General features: G+C 70.5%; 16 protein-coding genes. 11 read left to right on the plus strand and 5 right to left on the minus strand.

Annotation, left to right across the window (positions count from 1 at the left end):
• Positions 1–234: 234 nt before the first annotated feature.
• The 4 genes from ACFYUV_RS46695 to purM all read left to right on the plus strand — a co-directional run bounded on the left by ACFYUV_RS46695 (position 235) and on the right by purM (position 3,990).
• Entirely contained in the window at positions 235–642 is a 408-nt protein-coding gene (locus ACFYUV_RS46695) for a MarR family winged helix-turn-helix transcriptional regulator (RefSeq protein WP_387660719.1), read from the plus strand.
• Positions 643–733: 91 nt separating this feature from the next.
• A complete protein-coding gene (locus ACFYUV_RS46700) occupies positions 734–1,480 on the plus strand; it encodes an SDR family NAD(P)-dependent oxidoreductase (RefSeq protein ID WP_358301974.1) in 747 nt (248 codons plus the stop codon).
• A gap of 51 nt (positions 1,481–1,531) precedes the next feature.
• Positions 1,532–2,968 (plus strand): amidophosphoribosyltransferase, encoded by a 1,437-nt coding sequence (purF, locus tag ACFYUV_RS46705; RefSeq protein WP_352361025.1) that lies wholly within the window; start codon positions 1,532–1,534, stop codon positions 2,966–2,968.
• Positions 2,965–3,990, plus strand: coding sequence for a phosphoribosylformylglycinamidine cyclo-ligase (gene purM / locus ACFYUV_RS46710; protein WP_352361023.1), 1,026 nt, complete (start codon positions 2,965–2,967; stop codon positions 3,988–3,990). Before purF ends, purM begins: the two co-directional genes overlap by 4 nt.
• A gap of 34 nt (positions 3,991–4,024) precedes the next feature.
• Here purM and ACFYUV_RS46715 read toward each other — a convergent pair whose 3' ends face one another.
• Complete coding sequence (locus tag ACFYUV_RS46715) at positions 4,025–4,570, minus strand: CGNR zinc finger domain-containing protein (protein WP_387681497.1); 546 nt, start codon at positions 4,568–4,570, stop codon at positions 4,025–4,027.
• A gap of 86 nt (positions 4,571–4,656) precedes the next feature.
• Between ACFYUV_RS46715 and ACFYUV_RS46720 the strand changes: the two genes are divergently transcribed.
• Positions 4,657–5,499, plus strand: a complete 843-nt coding sequence (locus ACFYUV_RS46720) for an alpha/beta fold hydrolase (protein ID WP_387681500.1) — start codon at positions 4,657–4,659, stop codon at positions 5,497–5,499.
• A gap of 91 nt (positions 5,500–5,590) precedes the next feature.
• Here the strand turns inward: ACFYUV_RS46720 and ACFYUV_RS46725 are convergent, their stop codons facing one another.
• Both ACFYUV_RS46725 and ACFYUV_RS46730 read right to left on the minus strand, forming a co-directional pair.
• On the minus strand, positions 5,591–5,818 hold the full coding sequence (locus ACFYUV_RS46725; RefSeq protein WP_357986890.1) for a DUF3073 domain-containing protein: 228 nt from the start codon (positions 5,816–5,818) through the stop codon (positions 5,591–5,593).
• Positions 5,819–5,969: 151 nt separating this feature from the next.
• A complete protein-coding gene (locus ACFYUV_RS46730) occupies positions 5,970–7,049 on the minus strand; it encodes a Glu/Leu/Phe/Val dehydrogenase dimerization domain-containing protein (RefSeq protein ID WP_352320458.1) in 1,080 nt (359 codons plus the stop codon).
• A gap of 105 nt (positions 7,050–7,154) precedes the next feature.
• Here ACFYUV_RS46730 and ACFYUV_RS46735 point away from each other — a divergent pair, with 105 nt between their 5' ends.
• Positions 7,155–8,018 (plus strand): hypothetical protein, encoded by an 864-nt coding sequence (locus ACFYUV_RS46735; protein ID WP_352320456.1) that lies wholly within the window; start codon positions 7,155–7,157, stop codon positions 8,016–8,018.
• Between the two features lie 322 nt (positions 8,019–8,340).
• Positions 8,341–8,544: a developmental transcriptional regulator BldC gene (gene bldC, locus ACFYUV_RS46740; RefSeq protein WP_013133571.1), complete on the plus strand. Its 204-nt coding sequence runs from the start codon at positions 8,341–8,343 to the stop codon at positions 8,542–8,544.
• Between the two features lie 121 nt (positions 8,545–8,665).
• Here bldC and ACFYUV_RS46745 read toward each other — a convergent pair whose 3' ends face one another.
• Positions 8,666–9,277 carry a TetR/AcrR family transcriptional regulator gene (locus ACFYUV_RS46745; RefSeq protein WP_358301955.1) on the minus strand — a complete coding sequence of 204 codons (612 nt, stop codon included), beginning with the start codon at positions 9,275–9,277 and terminating at the stop codon, positions 8,666–8,668.
• A 257-nt stretch (positions 9,278–9,534) separates the two neighbouring features.
• On the opposite strand from ACFYUV_RS46745, the gene ACFYUV_RS46750 reads away from it, so the two are divergent.
• The 4 genes from ACFYUV_RS46750 to ACFYUV_RS46765 all read left to right on the plus strand — a co-directional run bounded on the left by ACFYUV_RS46750 (position 9,535) and on the right by ACFYUV_RS46765 (position 13,553).
• Positions 9,535–10,527: a LacI family DNA-binding transcriptional regulator gene (locus ACFYUV_RS46750; RefSeq protein ID WP_358301952.1), complete on the plus strand. Its 993-nt coding sequence runs from the start codon at positions 9,535–9,537 to the stop codon at positions 10,525–10,527.
• Positions 10,528–10,735: 208 nt separating this feature from the next.
• On the plus strand, positions 10,736–10,984 hold the full coding sequence (locus ACFYUV_RS46755; protein WP_125645653.1) for a hypothetical protein: 249 nt from the start codon (positions 10,736–10,738) through the stop codon (positions 10,982–10,984).
• A 131-nt stretch (positions 10,985–11,115) separates the two neighbouring features.
• Positions 11,116–11,964 (plus strand): N-acetylmuramoyl-L-alanine amidase, encoded by an 849-nt coding sequence (locus ACFYUV_RS46760; protein ID WP_387681506.1) that lies wholly within the window; start codon positions 11,116–11,118, stop codon positions 11,962–11,964.
• A complete protein-coding gene (locus tag ACFYUV_RS46765) occupies positions 11,961–13,553 on the plus strand; it encodes a beta-N-acetylhexosaminidase (protein ID WP_387681508.1) in 1,593 nt (530 codons plus the stop codon). Before ACFYUV_RS46760 ends, ACFYUV_RS46765 begins: the two co-directional genes overlap by 4 nt.
• Positions 13,554–13,560: 7 nt before the next feature.
• Here ACFYUV_RS46765 and ACFYUV_RS46770 read toward each other — a convergent pair whose 3' ends face one another.
• Positions 13,561–14,121, minus strand: a complete 561-nt coding sequence (locus tag ACFYUV_RS46770) for a GNAT family N-acetyltransferase (protein ID WP_387681511.1) — start codon at positions 14,119–14,121, stop codon at positions 13,561–13,563.
• Positions 14,122–14,133 lie beyond the last annotated feature (12 nt).

The raw sequence follows: 14,133 nt of genomic DNA on the forward strand, positions 1-14,133 counted from the left end.
GCGGATTCGGGCCGGCCCTCGCGGGGGTGGCCTTCGGGGTGCTGCGGGTCCTGCCCCTCGCGGGGTTCGTTGGGGTCCCCAGGTGTGGTCACGTCTGCGTCTCCCGACGGGTCTGCATGCCGGATACTTCACCTTTTCGCGGAGGGCATCGGCTAAAGCGCACGACACGGTAAGACGGGCGCCATCCTTGGGTCACCATGCGCCAAAGCGGCAGGCGGCGGGCAAGATGAGTGCATGCTGGACGAGACCCTGACGTACGCCCTGATCATGGTCATGAAGACCCACCGCAACCGGATGGCCGCCGCCCTGGCGCCACTGGGCCTGCACACGGGCCAGGAGCTGCTGCTCAACCAGCTGTGGCGGCAGGACGGCCTCACCCAGGGCGAGCTGATCGCCCGGCTGGGCGTGGAGCCGCCGACCGTCACCAAGACCCTCCAGCGCCTGGAACGCGCGGGCTTCGTCCACCGCTCCCCCGACCCCGACCGCCCGCGGGTGGGCCGCGTGCACCTGACGGAGGCGGGCAAGGCGCTGCGTGAGCCGGTCGAGGAGATCTGGGCCAGGACCGACGAAGAACTCCAGCACGGCCTGGACGACACCGAACGCGCACTGCTCTCCCGCCTGGTCCGCGCCATCCCCCAGTAACCCTCTTCACCGAGAGCGAAACCCCCTTGCCTCCAGCGCCCAAAAGCCACTTAGCTGGCTAATTAGTCGGCTAATCAAGAGAGGCAACCTCATGCACGCGTTCATCACCGGCGGCTCCTCCGGCATCGGCGCCGCCACCGCGCTCGCCTACGCCAGGGCCGGCGCGCGGGTCACGATCACCTACAACACCGGCCCCGGCCGCGCCGCCGAGGTCGTCAAGCGCATCGAGGAGGCGGGCGGCCAGGCGGCGGCCGTCCACCTGGACCTGGAGGACCACGCCACCATCGCGCCCGCCGCCGCCCAGGCGGGCCCGGTGGACGCCCTCGTGCTCAACGCCGTCCGCTGGGGCACGATCATGCCCAACAGCATGAGCTTCGAGGACGTGCCCGCCGCCGAATGGACGGCCGCCCTGCACGCGAACGTCGTCGGCAACGCCCTGCTCGTCCAGGCCCTCCTGCCCGGGATGCGGAGGAACGGCTTCGGCCGGATCGTCTTCGTCTCCTCGGGCGCCGCCGAGGAGGGCCAGCCGGGCCCCGGCCCGTACGGCACCGCCAAGATGGCCCTGCACGGCATGGCCCGCGCCCTGGCCTGGGAGGCCGGCAGGGACGGCGTGCTGGTCAACGTGGCCGTGGCCGGGCTCACGATCACCGAGGCCGAGCGCCCGGTCACCCAGGAGGCCCTCGACCGCGTCGCGGCCCGCACGCCGAGCCGCCGGCTCTCGACCGCCGACGACATGGCGGCGCTGATCCATTTCCTCGGATCGGCGGCGAACCGCAACGTCACCGGAGAGTTCGTCCGCGACGGATCCAACGCCGGCAGATCGTCCCACGCCGGCTGATGGAGCACCCGGGTGTGCGAGCACGGAAGCCCGCAACCTAAACTGAGGCATGTGCTGAAGGGCGACGGCCGGCTCGGCCATGACCTGGACCCCCACGACCGCGCACCCAAAGACGCCTGTGGCGTCTTCGGCGTCTGGGCGCCAGGCGAGGAAGTTTCCAAACTCACCTACTACGGGCTGTACGCGTTGCAGCACCGCGGCCAGGAGTCCGCGGGCATCGCGGTCAGCGAGGGCAGCCGCATCCTCGTCTACAAGGACATGGGCCTGGTGGCCCAGGTCTTCGACGAGTCGGTGCTGGGCACCCTCCGCGGCCACCTGGCCATCGGCCACTGCCGTTACTCCACCACCGGTTCGAGCGTGTGGGAGAACGCGCAGCCGACCCTCAGCTCCACCGAGGTCGGCGGGCTCGCGCTCGCGCACAACGGCAACCTGATCAACACGCCGGAGCTGGCCGAGCGCCTGGCTCCCGGCTCCACCCGGGCGACCACCGACACGGAGGTCCTGGCCTCGCTGCTCGCCCAGGATCGCACGCGTTCCATCGAAGACTCGGCGGCCGAGCTGCTGCCGCAGGTCAAGGGCGCGTACTCGCTGGTGTTCATGGACGAGAAGACGCTCTACGCGGCCCGCGACCCGCAGGGCATCCGCCCGCTGGTCCTGGGCCGCCTGGAGCGCGGCTGGGTGGTGGCCTCCGAGACGGCGGCCCTCGACATCGTGGGCGCCACGTTCGTCCGCGAGATCGAGCCCGGCGAGCTGCTCACCATCGACGAGGACGGCGTCCGGTCCCGCCGGTTCGCCCTGCCCGACCCCAAGGGCTGCCTGTTCGAGTACGTCTACCTCGCCCGTCCCGACACCACGATCGCGGGCCGCGGCGTGCAGGTCACCCGGGTCGAGGTCGGCCGCGTGCTGGCCCGCGAGCACCCGGTCGAGGCCGACCTGGTCATCCCCACGCCCGAGTCCGGCACCCCGGCCGCCGTCGGCTACGCCGAGGAGAGCGGCATCCCCTACGGCCAGGGCCTGGTGAAGAACTCCTACGTGGGCCGCACGTTCATCCAGCCCTCGCAGACCATCCGCCAGCTCGGCATCCGGCTCAAGCTCAACCCGCTGCGCGAGGTCGTCGCGGGCAAGCGCCTGGTGGTCGTCGACGACTCGATCGTGCGCGGCAACACCCAGCGCGCCATCGTGAAGATGCTGCGCGAGGCGGGGGCGCGCGAGGTGCACGTCCGCATCTCCTCGCCGCCCGTGGCCTGGCCGTGCTTCTACGGCATCGACTTCGCGACCCGCGCCGAGCTGATCGCCGGCTCGCTGTCGGTCGAGGAGATCCGGGCCTCGCTGGGCGCCGACTCGCTGGGGTACATCTCCCTGGAGGGCCTGACCAAGGCCACCACCATCCCCGCCGAGCGGCTCTGCCGGGCCTGCTTCGACGGCTCGTACCCGATCCCCATCGACCAGGACAACGTGGGCAAGTTCGTGTTGGAGAGCAAAGCGTGAGTACCTACGAGGCCGCCGGCGTCGACATCGAGGCGGGCGAGCGCGCCGTCACCCTGATGAAGGACAAGGTGGCGCGGGCCCGCCGGCCGGAGGTGGTCGACGACGCCAGCGGCTTCGCCGGGCTCTTCGACGCCTCGGCGCTGCTGCGTTACCGGCGTCCGCTGCTCGCCTCCTCCACCGACGGCGTCGGCACGAAGGTCATGATCGCCCAGCGCTACGGCAAGCACGACACGATCGGCATCGACCTGGTCGGCATGGTCCTCGACGACCTGGTGGTCTGCGGGGCCGAGCCGCTGTTCATGACCGACTACATCGCCGTCGGCAAGGTCGTGCCCGAGCGCGTCGCCGAGATCGTCGGCGGCGTGGCCGAGGGCTGCCGGCTGGCCGGCGCGGCGCTGGTCGGCGGCGAGACCGCCGAGCACCCGGGCGCCATGGGCCCCGACGAGTACGACCTGGCCGGAGCCGGCACCGGCGTGGTCGAGGCCGACGCCATGCTGGGCCCCGACCGGATCCGCGAGGGCGACGTGGTCCTCGGGCTGGCCTCCTCCGGCATCCACTCCAACGGCTACTCGCTGGTTCGGCACGTGCTGCGCGAGGCGTCGCTGTCGCTCGACGCGGTGCTGCCCGAGCTGGGCCGTCCGCTGGGCGAGGAGCTGCTGGAGCCGACCCGCGTCTACTCGCTCGACTGCCTCCACCTGGCCCGCACGACCGAGGTGCACGCCTTCGCGCACATCACGGGCGGCGGCCTGGAGGCCAACCTGTCGCGGTCGCTGCCCGGCCACCTCGACGCGCTGCTCGACCGGTCGTCCTGGACCCCGCCGGCGATCTTCGGCGTCCTTGCCGGGCACGGGCAGATCGCCCAGAAGGACATGGACCGTACGTTCAACCTCGGCGTGGGCATGGCGGCCGTGGTGGCGCCCGGCTCGGCCGACGAGGCGATCCGGCTGCTCGCCGAGCGCGGTCTGCACGCGTGGGTGCTGGGCGAGATCGTCCAGGGTTCGGGCCAGGCCCGCTACCGCTGACCCGAAGGGGGCCGGCTCGACCCCGGCCCCCCGTTCAGCCGGTCTTGTGCCGCTGGTAGTGGCGGGCGACGCGCACCCGGTTGCCGCACAGCTCCGGTGAGCACCAGCGCCGCCGGGGGTGGGCGGGCAGGAAGATCATGCGGCACCGGGGCCCCTCACAGGCCCTGATCCGGCTCGCCGCCGGATCGGTGAGCAGGTCGGCCGCGGCCTCGGCGAGCTGCGCGAGCAGGCGGGCGAGCCGGTCGCCGTCCCTGCGCGCGCCCTTGGTGAGCCCGCCGTCCGTGACGTCCAGCTGCCCGTACGCGGGCGCGGCGCGCATCGCGTCGTTGATCGCCCCGACCGCCTCGCCGGCCGGCCGCTCGCCCCGGCGCACGGCGTCGACCGCCGCCGCCACGTGCGCCCGCAACTCCCGGACCGCGCCCAGATCGTCCGCCGTGTACGGCCCCCGGACGGAGATCAGCCGGCCCGCCTGACGATCGAGCCAGTTCCCGAACACCTCGGGCGTGTCGAGGACGTCGAAGTCCTCGGCCCGGGTGTTCACCAGGTCCAGCGCGAGCGGCTCACCGATCAGGAACTCCATGGTTCCTAATGCTACATCTCCCCCTTGACGCGTTAGAAGTCTACTCGCTATAACTAACGCATCATTGCGCGAGAAAGGCATTAGGCATGGAGATCCCGGAGATCCGCCACGGTTTCGTGGACGTGGCAGGCGTGCAGGTGTTCTACCGGGAGGCGGGCCCGCGCGACGGCACCCCCGTGCTCCTGCTGCACGGCTTCCCCTCGGCCTCCCACCAGTACAGACGCCTGATGGACGCCCTGGGCACGCGTTACCGCCTGATCGCGCCGGACTATCCCGGCTTCGGCCACACCGAGGCCCCCGGCGACTTCGTCTACTCCTTCGACCGCCTGGCCGACGTGGTCGAGGGTTTCGTGCAGAAGATCGGGCTCGACCGCTTCGTCTGGTACGCCTTCGACTTCGGCGGCCCCGTCGGCTTCCGCCTGGCCACCCGGCACCCCGAATGGATCGCCGGCCTGATCGTCCAGAACGCCAACGCCTACGACGAGGGCCTGTCGGACCTGGCGCGCACCACCATCCACGCGCCCGCGGAGAGCCTGGGCGACCTGTTCACCCTGCCCGTCACGCGCGGCCAGTACGAGGGCGGCGCGTCGGACGTCTCAGCGGTCGCACCCGACGGATGGACCCTCGACCAGCACTTCCTGGACCTGCCCGGACGCCGGGAAGCCCAGCTCGCGCTCGCGCTCGACTACCGCTCCAACCTCGCGCTCTACGCCGACTGGCAGGCATGGCTGCGCCGCCACCGGCCGCCCACGCTGATCGTGTGGGGCCGCAACGACGCCTTCTTCCCGGAACCGGGCGCGCACGCCTACCTGCGGGACCTGCCGGACGCCGAGCTGCACGTGCTCGACACCGGGCACTTCGCGCTGGAGGACAGGCTCCCTGAGATCGCGCCGCTGGTCGCGGGCTTTCTCGACCGCACGCAAGCGTGACGAAAGCCCCACGGTTGCCCGTGGGGCCCGACGCTCATGAACGAGGATCCGGCACACGCCGGACCCTCGGCCACGTCACTCTGAAGAACGGCTATCGGCGGCCGGAAGAACGGCCGTCTTCGTCGTCCCCGGAACCGTAGTCATCGGCGTAATCGGCATAGCGATCCGCCAGCTCATCGTTGAGGTCGTCGGCGTCGTCGTTGCCGGAGTCGCTGACCCCGAGTTCGTCGCGCAGACGGTCAAGATCCGTGCCACCGCTGTTGTACTTCAGCTGGCGAGCAACCTTGACCTGCTTGGCCTTTGCTCGGCCGCGCCCCATTGGCTCGACCCCCTCGTGTGGGGTCGTCCCCGACCCCTCGTCGCTAACGCACCACACACTGACGCCGCCTGACTTTGGACGTCAGCCTATCGTTCGCCTATTACCGTACCTGTTTTGTGCCCAGCTCGGTACGTCGTATGGGCGCGGGGCGTCAGTGGCCCAGCCAAATGGCCCTAATACGCCCGACTTCCGACATTCTGCGCTCAGCTAGCCTATCCGCTGCCACAGCCGGCGGAACGCCCTCGTCCGCCGCGATCCCGAAGATCTTCAGAGTCGTGTCGTAGATCTGGGCCGCCTTCGCCCTGGCCCGGTCCATGCTGAAGCCCTCGATCTCGTCGGCGACCTGGATGACGCCGCCGGAGTTGACCACGTAGTCGGGCGCGTACAGGATCCCGCGGTCGGCCAGCTGCTTCTCGACGCCGGGATGCGCGAGCTGGTTGTTGGCCGCGCCGCAGACGATCTTCGCCCGCAGACCGGCCACCGTGGCGTCGTCGAGCGCGCCGCCCAGCGCGCAGGGCGCGAAGACGTCGATGTCGGACGTGGTGAGCGCCTGGGCGTCGGCGACCACCTCGACCTCCGGATGCCGCTGGCGCACCCGCTCGACGGCCCGCGGGTCGACGTCGCAGATCACGACCTCGGCCCCGTCCTCGCGCAGGAGGTCGACCAGGCGGTGGCCCACCTTCCCGACCCCCTCGACGCCGACCCGCCTGCCGTGCAGCGACGGCGTGCCGAAGACCCGTTCGGCCGAGGCGCGCATGCCCTGGAAGACGCCGAACGAGGTCAGCACCGAGGAGTCGCCGGCGCCGCCGTGGGCCAGGGTGCGGCCGGTGACGTGGCGGGACTCGCGGGCGACGACGTCCATGTCCTCGCTGAAGGTGCCGACGTCGCAGGCGGTGATGTAGCGCCCGCCGAGCGACTCGACGAACCTGCCGTAGGCGCGCAGCAGCGCCTCGCTCTTGACCTTGGCCGGGTCGCCGATGATGACGGCCTTGCCGCCGCCGAGGTCGAGGCCGGCCAGGGCGTTCTTGTAGGACATGCCCTTGGCCAGGTTGAGCACGTCGGCCAGGGCCGCCTGCTCGTTCTCGTACGGATAGAACCTGGTGCCGCCGAGCGCGGGCCCGAGGGCCGTGCTGTGGACGGCGATGATCGCACGCAGGCCGCTCTGCTCGTCGGCGCAGAAGACGACCTGCTCGTGGACGTCCTTGTGGGACGTGCCGAAGACGTCGGTCACGGTAGTGACTCCCTGTCCGGTCCACCGCTCCTTCGCGGCGGAGGTCACTCTCAGACTAGTAAGCCCGACGGTGCGCGCAGGTGCTCTTCGTGACACGATGCCTCCGTGCTGCCCTATGCCGCCTACCTCCGCGTCTATGAGCCACTGACCGCGTTCGCCGAGTCCGAGCGCAAGCTGTGGGCCGACTACGCCGACTCACGCGACCGTCCGCGCCGGGCGAACGCGCTCAACGCGGAGCACAGCGAGTCGGTCATGCGCCTGCTCGGCATGCCCCCTCAGCCCGTTCCCGCCCAGGAGAGCCCCAATGCCTATCTGCGGCGTGTTGAGGACCGTTTGTACGTATGTCCCTGGCAGACCCGTCTGCGGTCGTGGCTGGCCTTCTCAAGGCTTCGTGGCGCCACTCCGGTGAAGCTGATGGACCGGCTCGTGCCCAAGGCCATCGCCGAGCAGACGGCCGACGACTTCGACCGGTTCAAGCGCCGGGCCGGTTCGTCCGCCTTGCGTACGCACATTCGCACCACGGCGTGGCATGTGCCGCCATCGTGGTTCGTGCCGTTTGATGGGAACGAGCGCTGGCTGGTGCTCGGCTCCTCCACCCCGGGACAGGACGTGACGACCACTACGGGCCGTAACCTCATCTACGTCACCTCCATGGCGCAGGCCAGGAGGCGGGCGGCCCGCGCCCTCAACGTGATGCGCCGGCACCTCGGCGACGCGTCCTCCAACTTCGACGTGGAGGACATCGCGCGCTGGCTGGAGGAGTTCCACCCGCACTCGCTGGTCGAGCTCGACTACGGCGGCCTGGTCCACCTGATGAACGACGACGCCCTCCAGGCCGACCAGTCGGTTGCTGAGCTTTCGGCCGCTTTGACCGGTCTGGACACGGGTCAAGAAGAACTTGCCTATGCCATGTACCAGCGCGTCATCCTTCGGTGGAAGTCAATGCAACAGCTGGAATCCGCCAACTGATTCCCAAAACAACCGTCTGACCTGCATGAGTAGGTCACGTCTCGCGGCTGCTCTCTTCTGCGAACTGAGTAGTTTGCCGTTTTCACTGCGATACCACGAACCGTGTCGCTAGAATCACCGAGCGTGACATCGCCATGGGGGCGGGCAGTTGGGTCAAAGAAGGGCTCGCCAATCGCTCTGCGTGGCGGTATGGTCACATCGGGTGATGCCGCATATGGCTCAGAAAAGCCGCACGCTCTGCGCCATAGGGGGACATCCGTGACACGCGCAAAGGCAGTCACAGGATCGCTAAGCCGGTCCACACGGAGGAGAGGCCGCACAAATGTCAGCTCGTACACCCGAGGCCGAGCCACTGCTCACGCCCGCTGAGGTCGCGACCATGTTCAGGGTCGACCCCAAGACCGTTACGCGGTGGGCCAAGGCGGGCAAGTTGACGTCGATTCGTACCCTCGGCGGTCATCGGCGTTACCGGGAGACCGAGGTTCGCGCACTGCTCGCGGGCATTCCGCAGCAGCGTTCCGAGTAGTCGCAAGGGTCGTCACGAACCTCAGGGGGGTTGAGGGTGGACCAGGTACGCTTGCCCGGTCCACCGACGTGACGTCGCACGGGGAAGTTGGCGTCGCCCGCCCGGCGCCACTCTTCCCCCGCTACCCCAGTTGCTCGCCGGTGAGCACGTCGAGCAGCTCGCCGACCTCGCCGTCGTAGGCGGCGGCCACGCCGAGCAGGGCCACCATGTGGTCGACGAGCATCTTCTCCAGGATCGGCCGCTCGACGTCGCGGTGCTCCAGCCAGTCGAGGCCGGCCGTCTCCACGGAGGCGATCCACGAGCGCAGCGTGGTGCGCAGCACCGGGCTCGGCTCCTCGACGCGCATCTGCTTCTGGATGAGGCGGAACAGCCTCCGGCGCACGCCGTCGACGATCTCCCCGACCTCGCCCGCCCGGTTGGCGGGCCCCCCGCGCAGCAGCGCGGCGAAGCCGGCGGCGTGCTCCTCGACGAAGTCGAAGTAACGCCCGAGGCCCGCGGCCAGCTCGTCGAGCGGCCTGCCGCCCTCGGCCGGGCGCAACCGCGACTCCAGCTGCTCGGCCGCGCTCCTCAGCGCGGCCACGTAGAGCTCCTGCTTGCCGCCGAAGTAGTGGTAGACCAGCGCCCGCGAGGCGCCTGCCGCGGAGGCGACGTCGTCGATCGAGACGTCCTCGGCGTCACGGGTGCTGAACAGCTCCAGCGCGGCCGCCATGAGCTCCTCGCGACGGCGGTCCACACTCAGCCTTCGGCGTGCGGGGCGTGCCGTCTCGGCTGACTTCCCGGGTGTCACACCTGCACAGTATCCGACGGCATGCCCAATAGCGGACGTGTGGCGAATGGGTCAATATCAGGCTTCCCTAACCCGAAGCCGTACCCTGCGGCTTACTCGATCGTTTGGTGAGACAGGTGCCCATATCCGCATCGCGGGGGAGACACATGTCAGGACCGCCCGTCAACACTTCAACCATCGCCGAGCTCCGCGAGGTAGAGCCATTGCCTCGGCCACGACCCACCATCCGCAACGTCGCCGAGCGAGCCGGCGTCTCGAAGTCGCTGGTCTCACTCGTGCTGCGCGGATCCCCGCACGTGAGCGAGCATCGGCGGCAGGCAGTGCTCCAGGCGGCGCGCGAGCTCGGCTACCGGCCGAACGCCGTCGCGCGCAGCCTGGTGGAAGGACGTACACATCTGGTCGGGGCGCTCGTCGCCGACCTGCACAACCCGTTCTACGCCGAGTTCCTCGACGGCCTGCAGGAGAGCCTGCACGGCGACGGGCTGCGCATGCTGATCGGGAACAGCCAGTGGGACCCGGCGTTCGAGGACGAGGCCGTCGAGGCCTTCCTGGAGCTCCGGGTCGACGGGCTGGTGCTCTTAGGCATCGCGCCGACCAGCGAGACGCTGATCGAGGCCACCGCCTACACTCCGACCGTCGTCGTAGGGGAACGTGACATCGAGCTCGACGGCGTCGACATCGTGGTCGACGACGACCGGCTCGGCGCCCGCCTGGCCATCGACCACCTGGTGAACCTGGGGCACAAGCGGATCGCGCACATCGAGGGGCCCCGGTCCTCGCGCTGCGAGGGCTACCTCGTGGCGATGCGCAGGCATTCGCTGGCCCCGTACATCATGGTCGAGGCGGCGGACGCGACCGAGGAGGGCGGCCGCGAGGCGGCGATCGCCCTGCTGACCCGCGACCCGCGGCCGACGGCCGTGTTCGCGGCCAACGACGTGGTGGCGCTGGGCGTGCTGGCCGCCGCGGCCGAGCTGGGGCTGCGGGTGCCGGACGACCTGTCCGTGGTCGGCTACGACAACACCCACCTGTCGGCCTCCCGGCACATCTCGCTCACCTCGGTCGACCAGCCGCGCCGTGCCATGGGCAGGTCGGCGGCCGCGCTGCTGAGCGACAGGATAGGCGAGCCGGCCAAGGGCGCCCGGCTGCGCGAGATCCAACCCGAGCTGATCGTGCGCCGCAGCACGGGACCCGCCTGAGGGGATATCTGCCGGTTGCGCTGCCGTTGCGGGCCTTTATGGGCGCCGCAATGGCACGGCGGGCCAATGCGCAGGTCTCTCGTCAGCAAGCCCGCCCAAAGCCTGGGTCAAGCCGTACGGCAGCGTCGCCGGACGGCGGTTTACTCGTCAGGGTCATGCTAATTGTGGCCGAATCTGGTTCGGTCACGATCTGATCCGGGGGACAGTCATGCGTGATCCAGAACTGGTGTCCTGCGCCCAGCGCGCGGCGGCCGAGCTCGAACGCGCCTGGGGGCACTGGCGGGCGGGCAGGGGGCGGGGCACCGACGTCGGCGCCGAGTCCGTCGCCAGCTACGTGGCGCATTCCCTCGACCATCCGTGGGGCCGCCCCCGCGTCGTCCTCGGCCTCGACGCCGAGGACGCGCGGGAGCTGGCCGCCCTGCTCGAACGGCAGGAGGTTGGCGAGCACGTGTGGTGAGGCGGACGGCGAAACCGCCAGGCGGACCGTCGCAGCGGTCCCGGTCCGGCACTTCGGCAGGGTCGCGAGCCGACTCGCAGGATTGCTGTTGATACGGGCCTGAACGCGTGGCTTCACGTAAGTTGGAGCTCATGCGTGCTCTACCAGCCACCGTCCTCGCCGTCTGCGGCCTGATCGCCTCCGCGTGCGGCGGCACCGAGCCTGGTGGCGCCGCGGCAGGTCAGGCCCCCTCCACCGTCCAGGAGACCGGCAAGGCGTCCGTCCAGGACGGGCCGACGGAGACGGCCACGGCGAAGCAGGCACCGCCCGGCGCCAAACCGCTCGCCGGCAAGATCATCGTCATCGACCCCGGGCACAACGGCGCCAACTACCGCCATCCGGCCGAGATCAACCGCAAGGTCAACGTGCTGACCCAGATGAAGGAATGCGACACGACCGGCACGGCCACGAAGAGCGGTTACAGCGAGGCCGCCTTCACCTGGGACGTCTCCAACCGCATGGCGAAGATCCTTGAGCAGCGCGGCGCGACCGTCAAGCTCACCAGGTCGAGCAACGACGGCGTCGGCCCGTGCATCGACAAGCGGGCCGCGATCGGCAACAAGGCCCGTGCCGACGCCGCGATCTCGGTCCACGGCGACGGCTCGGACAACCCCTCGCACCGGGGATTCCACGTGATCCTCCCGAAGAAGATCAACGGGCCGGTCGACAAGGTCGTGGGCGCCTCGACCAAGCTGGGGATCGACGTGCGCGACGCCTACCTCAAGGGCACCGGCATCCCCTACTCCAACTACGTCGGCACCAAGGCGCTGAACTTCCGCAACGACATCGGCGGGCTCAACCTCTCGACCGTGCCGAAGGTCCTCGTCGAGTGCGGCAACATGCGCAACGCCGTCGACGCGGCCAAGTTCCAGGACCCGAAGTTCAGGCAGCGGATCGCCTTGGCACTCGCGAACGGGATGCAGCACTATCTCGAACCATGATTCCTCGCCCCAAGCTGCTCAGTGATCTTTCCGGCTCCTTCGAGCTGACCTCGGGCGCGACCGTCGCCGGTCCGTACGCGGACGCGGTACGTCGCGCGCTGCCCCTCCTCGACCTGCGCCCGGGAGACTCGGGCGAGATCGAGGTACGCCAGGATCCCGCGCTCGGCGCGGAGGCCTACCGGCTGACCACCGGGTCGCGGGGGATCGAGATCGTCGCCGGCGGGGCGGCGGGCGCGTTCTATGCCGCGCAGTCGTTGCACCAGTTGCTGCCGGACGCCTCCTACCGGTTCGCCGAGGGCGCGTCGTGGCCGGTGCCCGGGGTGCGGATCGAGGACGCGCCGCGGTTCGCCTGGCGGGGGCTGCACCTCGACGTGGCCCGGCATTTCTCCCCCAAGCGGGAGGTGCTCCGGCTGATCGACCTGATGGCCGTGCACAAGCTGAACCGGCTGCACCTCCACCTGGTCGACGACCAGGGCTGGCGGGTGGAGAGCCGGGCCTACCCGCTGCTCCACGAGGTCTCCTCGCACCGGCCGCGCACGGCCACCAACTACTACCGGGAGCCGGAGGCGTACGACGACATCCCGCACGGCGGCTACTACACGCTGGAGGACCTGGCCGAGATCGGCGCGTACGCGCGGTCCAGGTTCGTCACGGTGGTGCCCGAGATCGACGTGCCGGGGCACGCCTCGGCGATCCTGGCCGCCTACCCGGCGCTCGGCGCCACCGGCGAGCCCTACGACGTGCTCGACCGGTGGGGCATCTCGCCGGCGATCCTGTCGCCGCTGCCGCCGACCGTCGAGTTCCTGATCACGATCTTCGACGAGATCATCGGCGCGCTGGGCGAGGTGCCCTTCTTCCACATCGGCGGGGACGAGGTCGTGCTCGACCACTGGGCGCAGTCGGCGCAGATCACGGCCTACCGCGAGTCGCTGGGGCTGTCCACGGTGCCCGACCTGCAGGCGTGGTTCCTGCGCAAGCTGGCCGACGCCCTGGCCGAGCGCGGCGCTCGGGCCGTGGTGTGGGACGAGGCGTTCGTCAGCGGCGGGCTGCGCGAGGACACCGTCGTCATGCCCTGGCGCGGCATGGGCGTCGGGCGGCGCGCCGCCGCGGCGGGCCACGACGTGGTCGCCACCCCGGTGTTCCCGCTCTACTTCGACTACGCCGAGGCGGCCTCCGCCGACGAGCCGATGGCCATCGGCGACACCACCACGGTGGCCGACGTGGCCGCGTTCGACCCGGCCCCCGCCGACTGGACGGACGAGGAGCGGGCGCGCGTCCTGGGCGTGCAGGCCCAGCTGTGGACCGAGCGGGTGCCCGACCCCCGGACCGTCGACTACCGGCTCTGGCCGCGGTCGTGCGCGCTGGCGGAGGTCGCCTGGGCCGGCTCGGGCAGCGACGGGTTCGCCGAGCGGCTGGAGAGTCACCTGCGGCGGCTCGACGCCATCGGCGTGGAGTACCGGCCGGCGGCGGGCCCGCATCCGTGGCAGCGGCGGCGTCCGCACCGGCCGAGCGGCGTGAAGGTGAACGAGGTGATGGAGCGCATCGACGCCATGACGCACGACGCGGAGTCGACCAGGCCGAGCGTCTGACCGTCGGTCAGATGGGCGCGGGACGGTCGTTGAGTATGCGCTGGAACAGCACGTGGTCCTGCCACGCGCCGTCGATGCTGACGGCGCGGGGGGCCATGCCGTACTGCTCGAAGCCCGCCTTGCGCAGGACCGCCTGCGAGGCCTTGTTGTGCAGCAGCGTGCCGGCCTCCACCCGGTGCAGGCTCAGGTCCTCGTCGGCGGCCCGGCACGCCTCCAGCACCGCCCTGGTGGCCAGCCCCCGCCCGTTGTAGGCGGCGTCCACCCAGTAGCCCAGCGACGCGCTCTGGGCGGCGCCGCGGATGATGCTGTTCAGGTTCATCCTGCCCACGACGCGGTCGCCGTCCGTGAGCACCCACGGCATCACGAAGCCGGCCGCACGGTCCTCGGCCAGTCGTTCGAGGCGTGCGGCCTGGCCCGCGGGGGTGAAGAAGTCGGCCGGCCTGCGGGGCTCCCAGGGGCGCAGGAAGTCGCGGTTGCGGCGGTAGGCGTCGGCCAGCGCCCGCGCGTCGGACCTGGCGACGGGACGCATGACGACGTCGTCGGTGAGCTTCACCTCGGCATTGATCACGATTCCACGATA

It is taken from the genome of Nonomuraea sp. NPDC003560 (genome assembly GCF_042878785.1).
Classification (GTDB): Bacteria; Actinomycetota; Actinomycetes; order Streptosporangiales; family Streptosporangiaceae; genus Nonomuraea.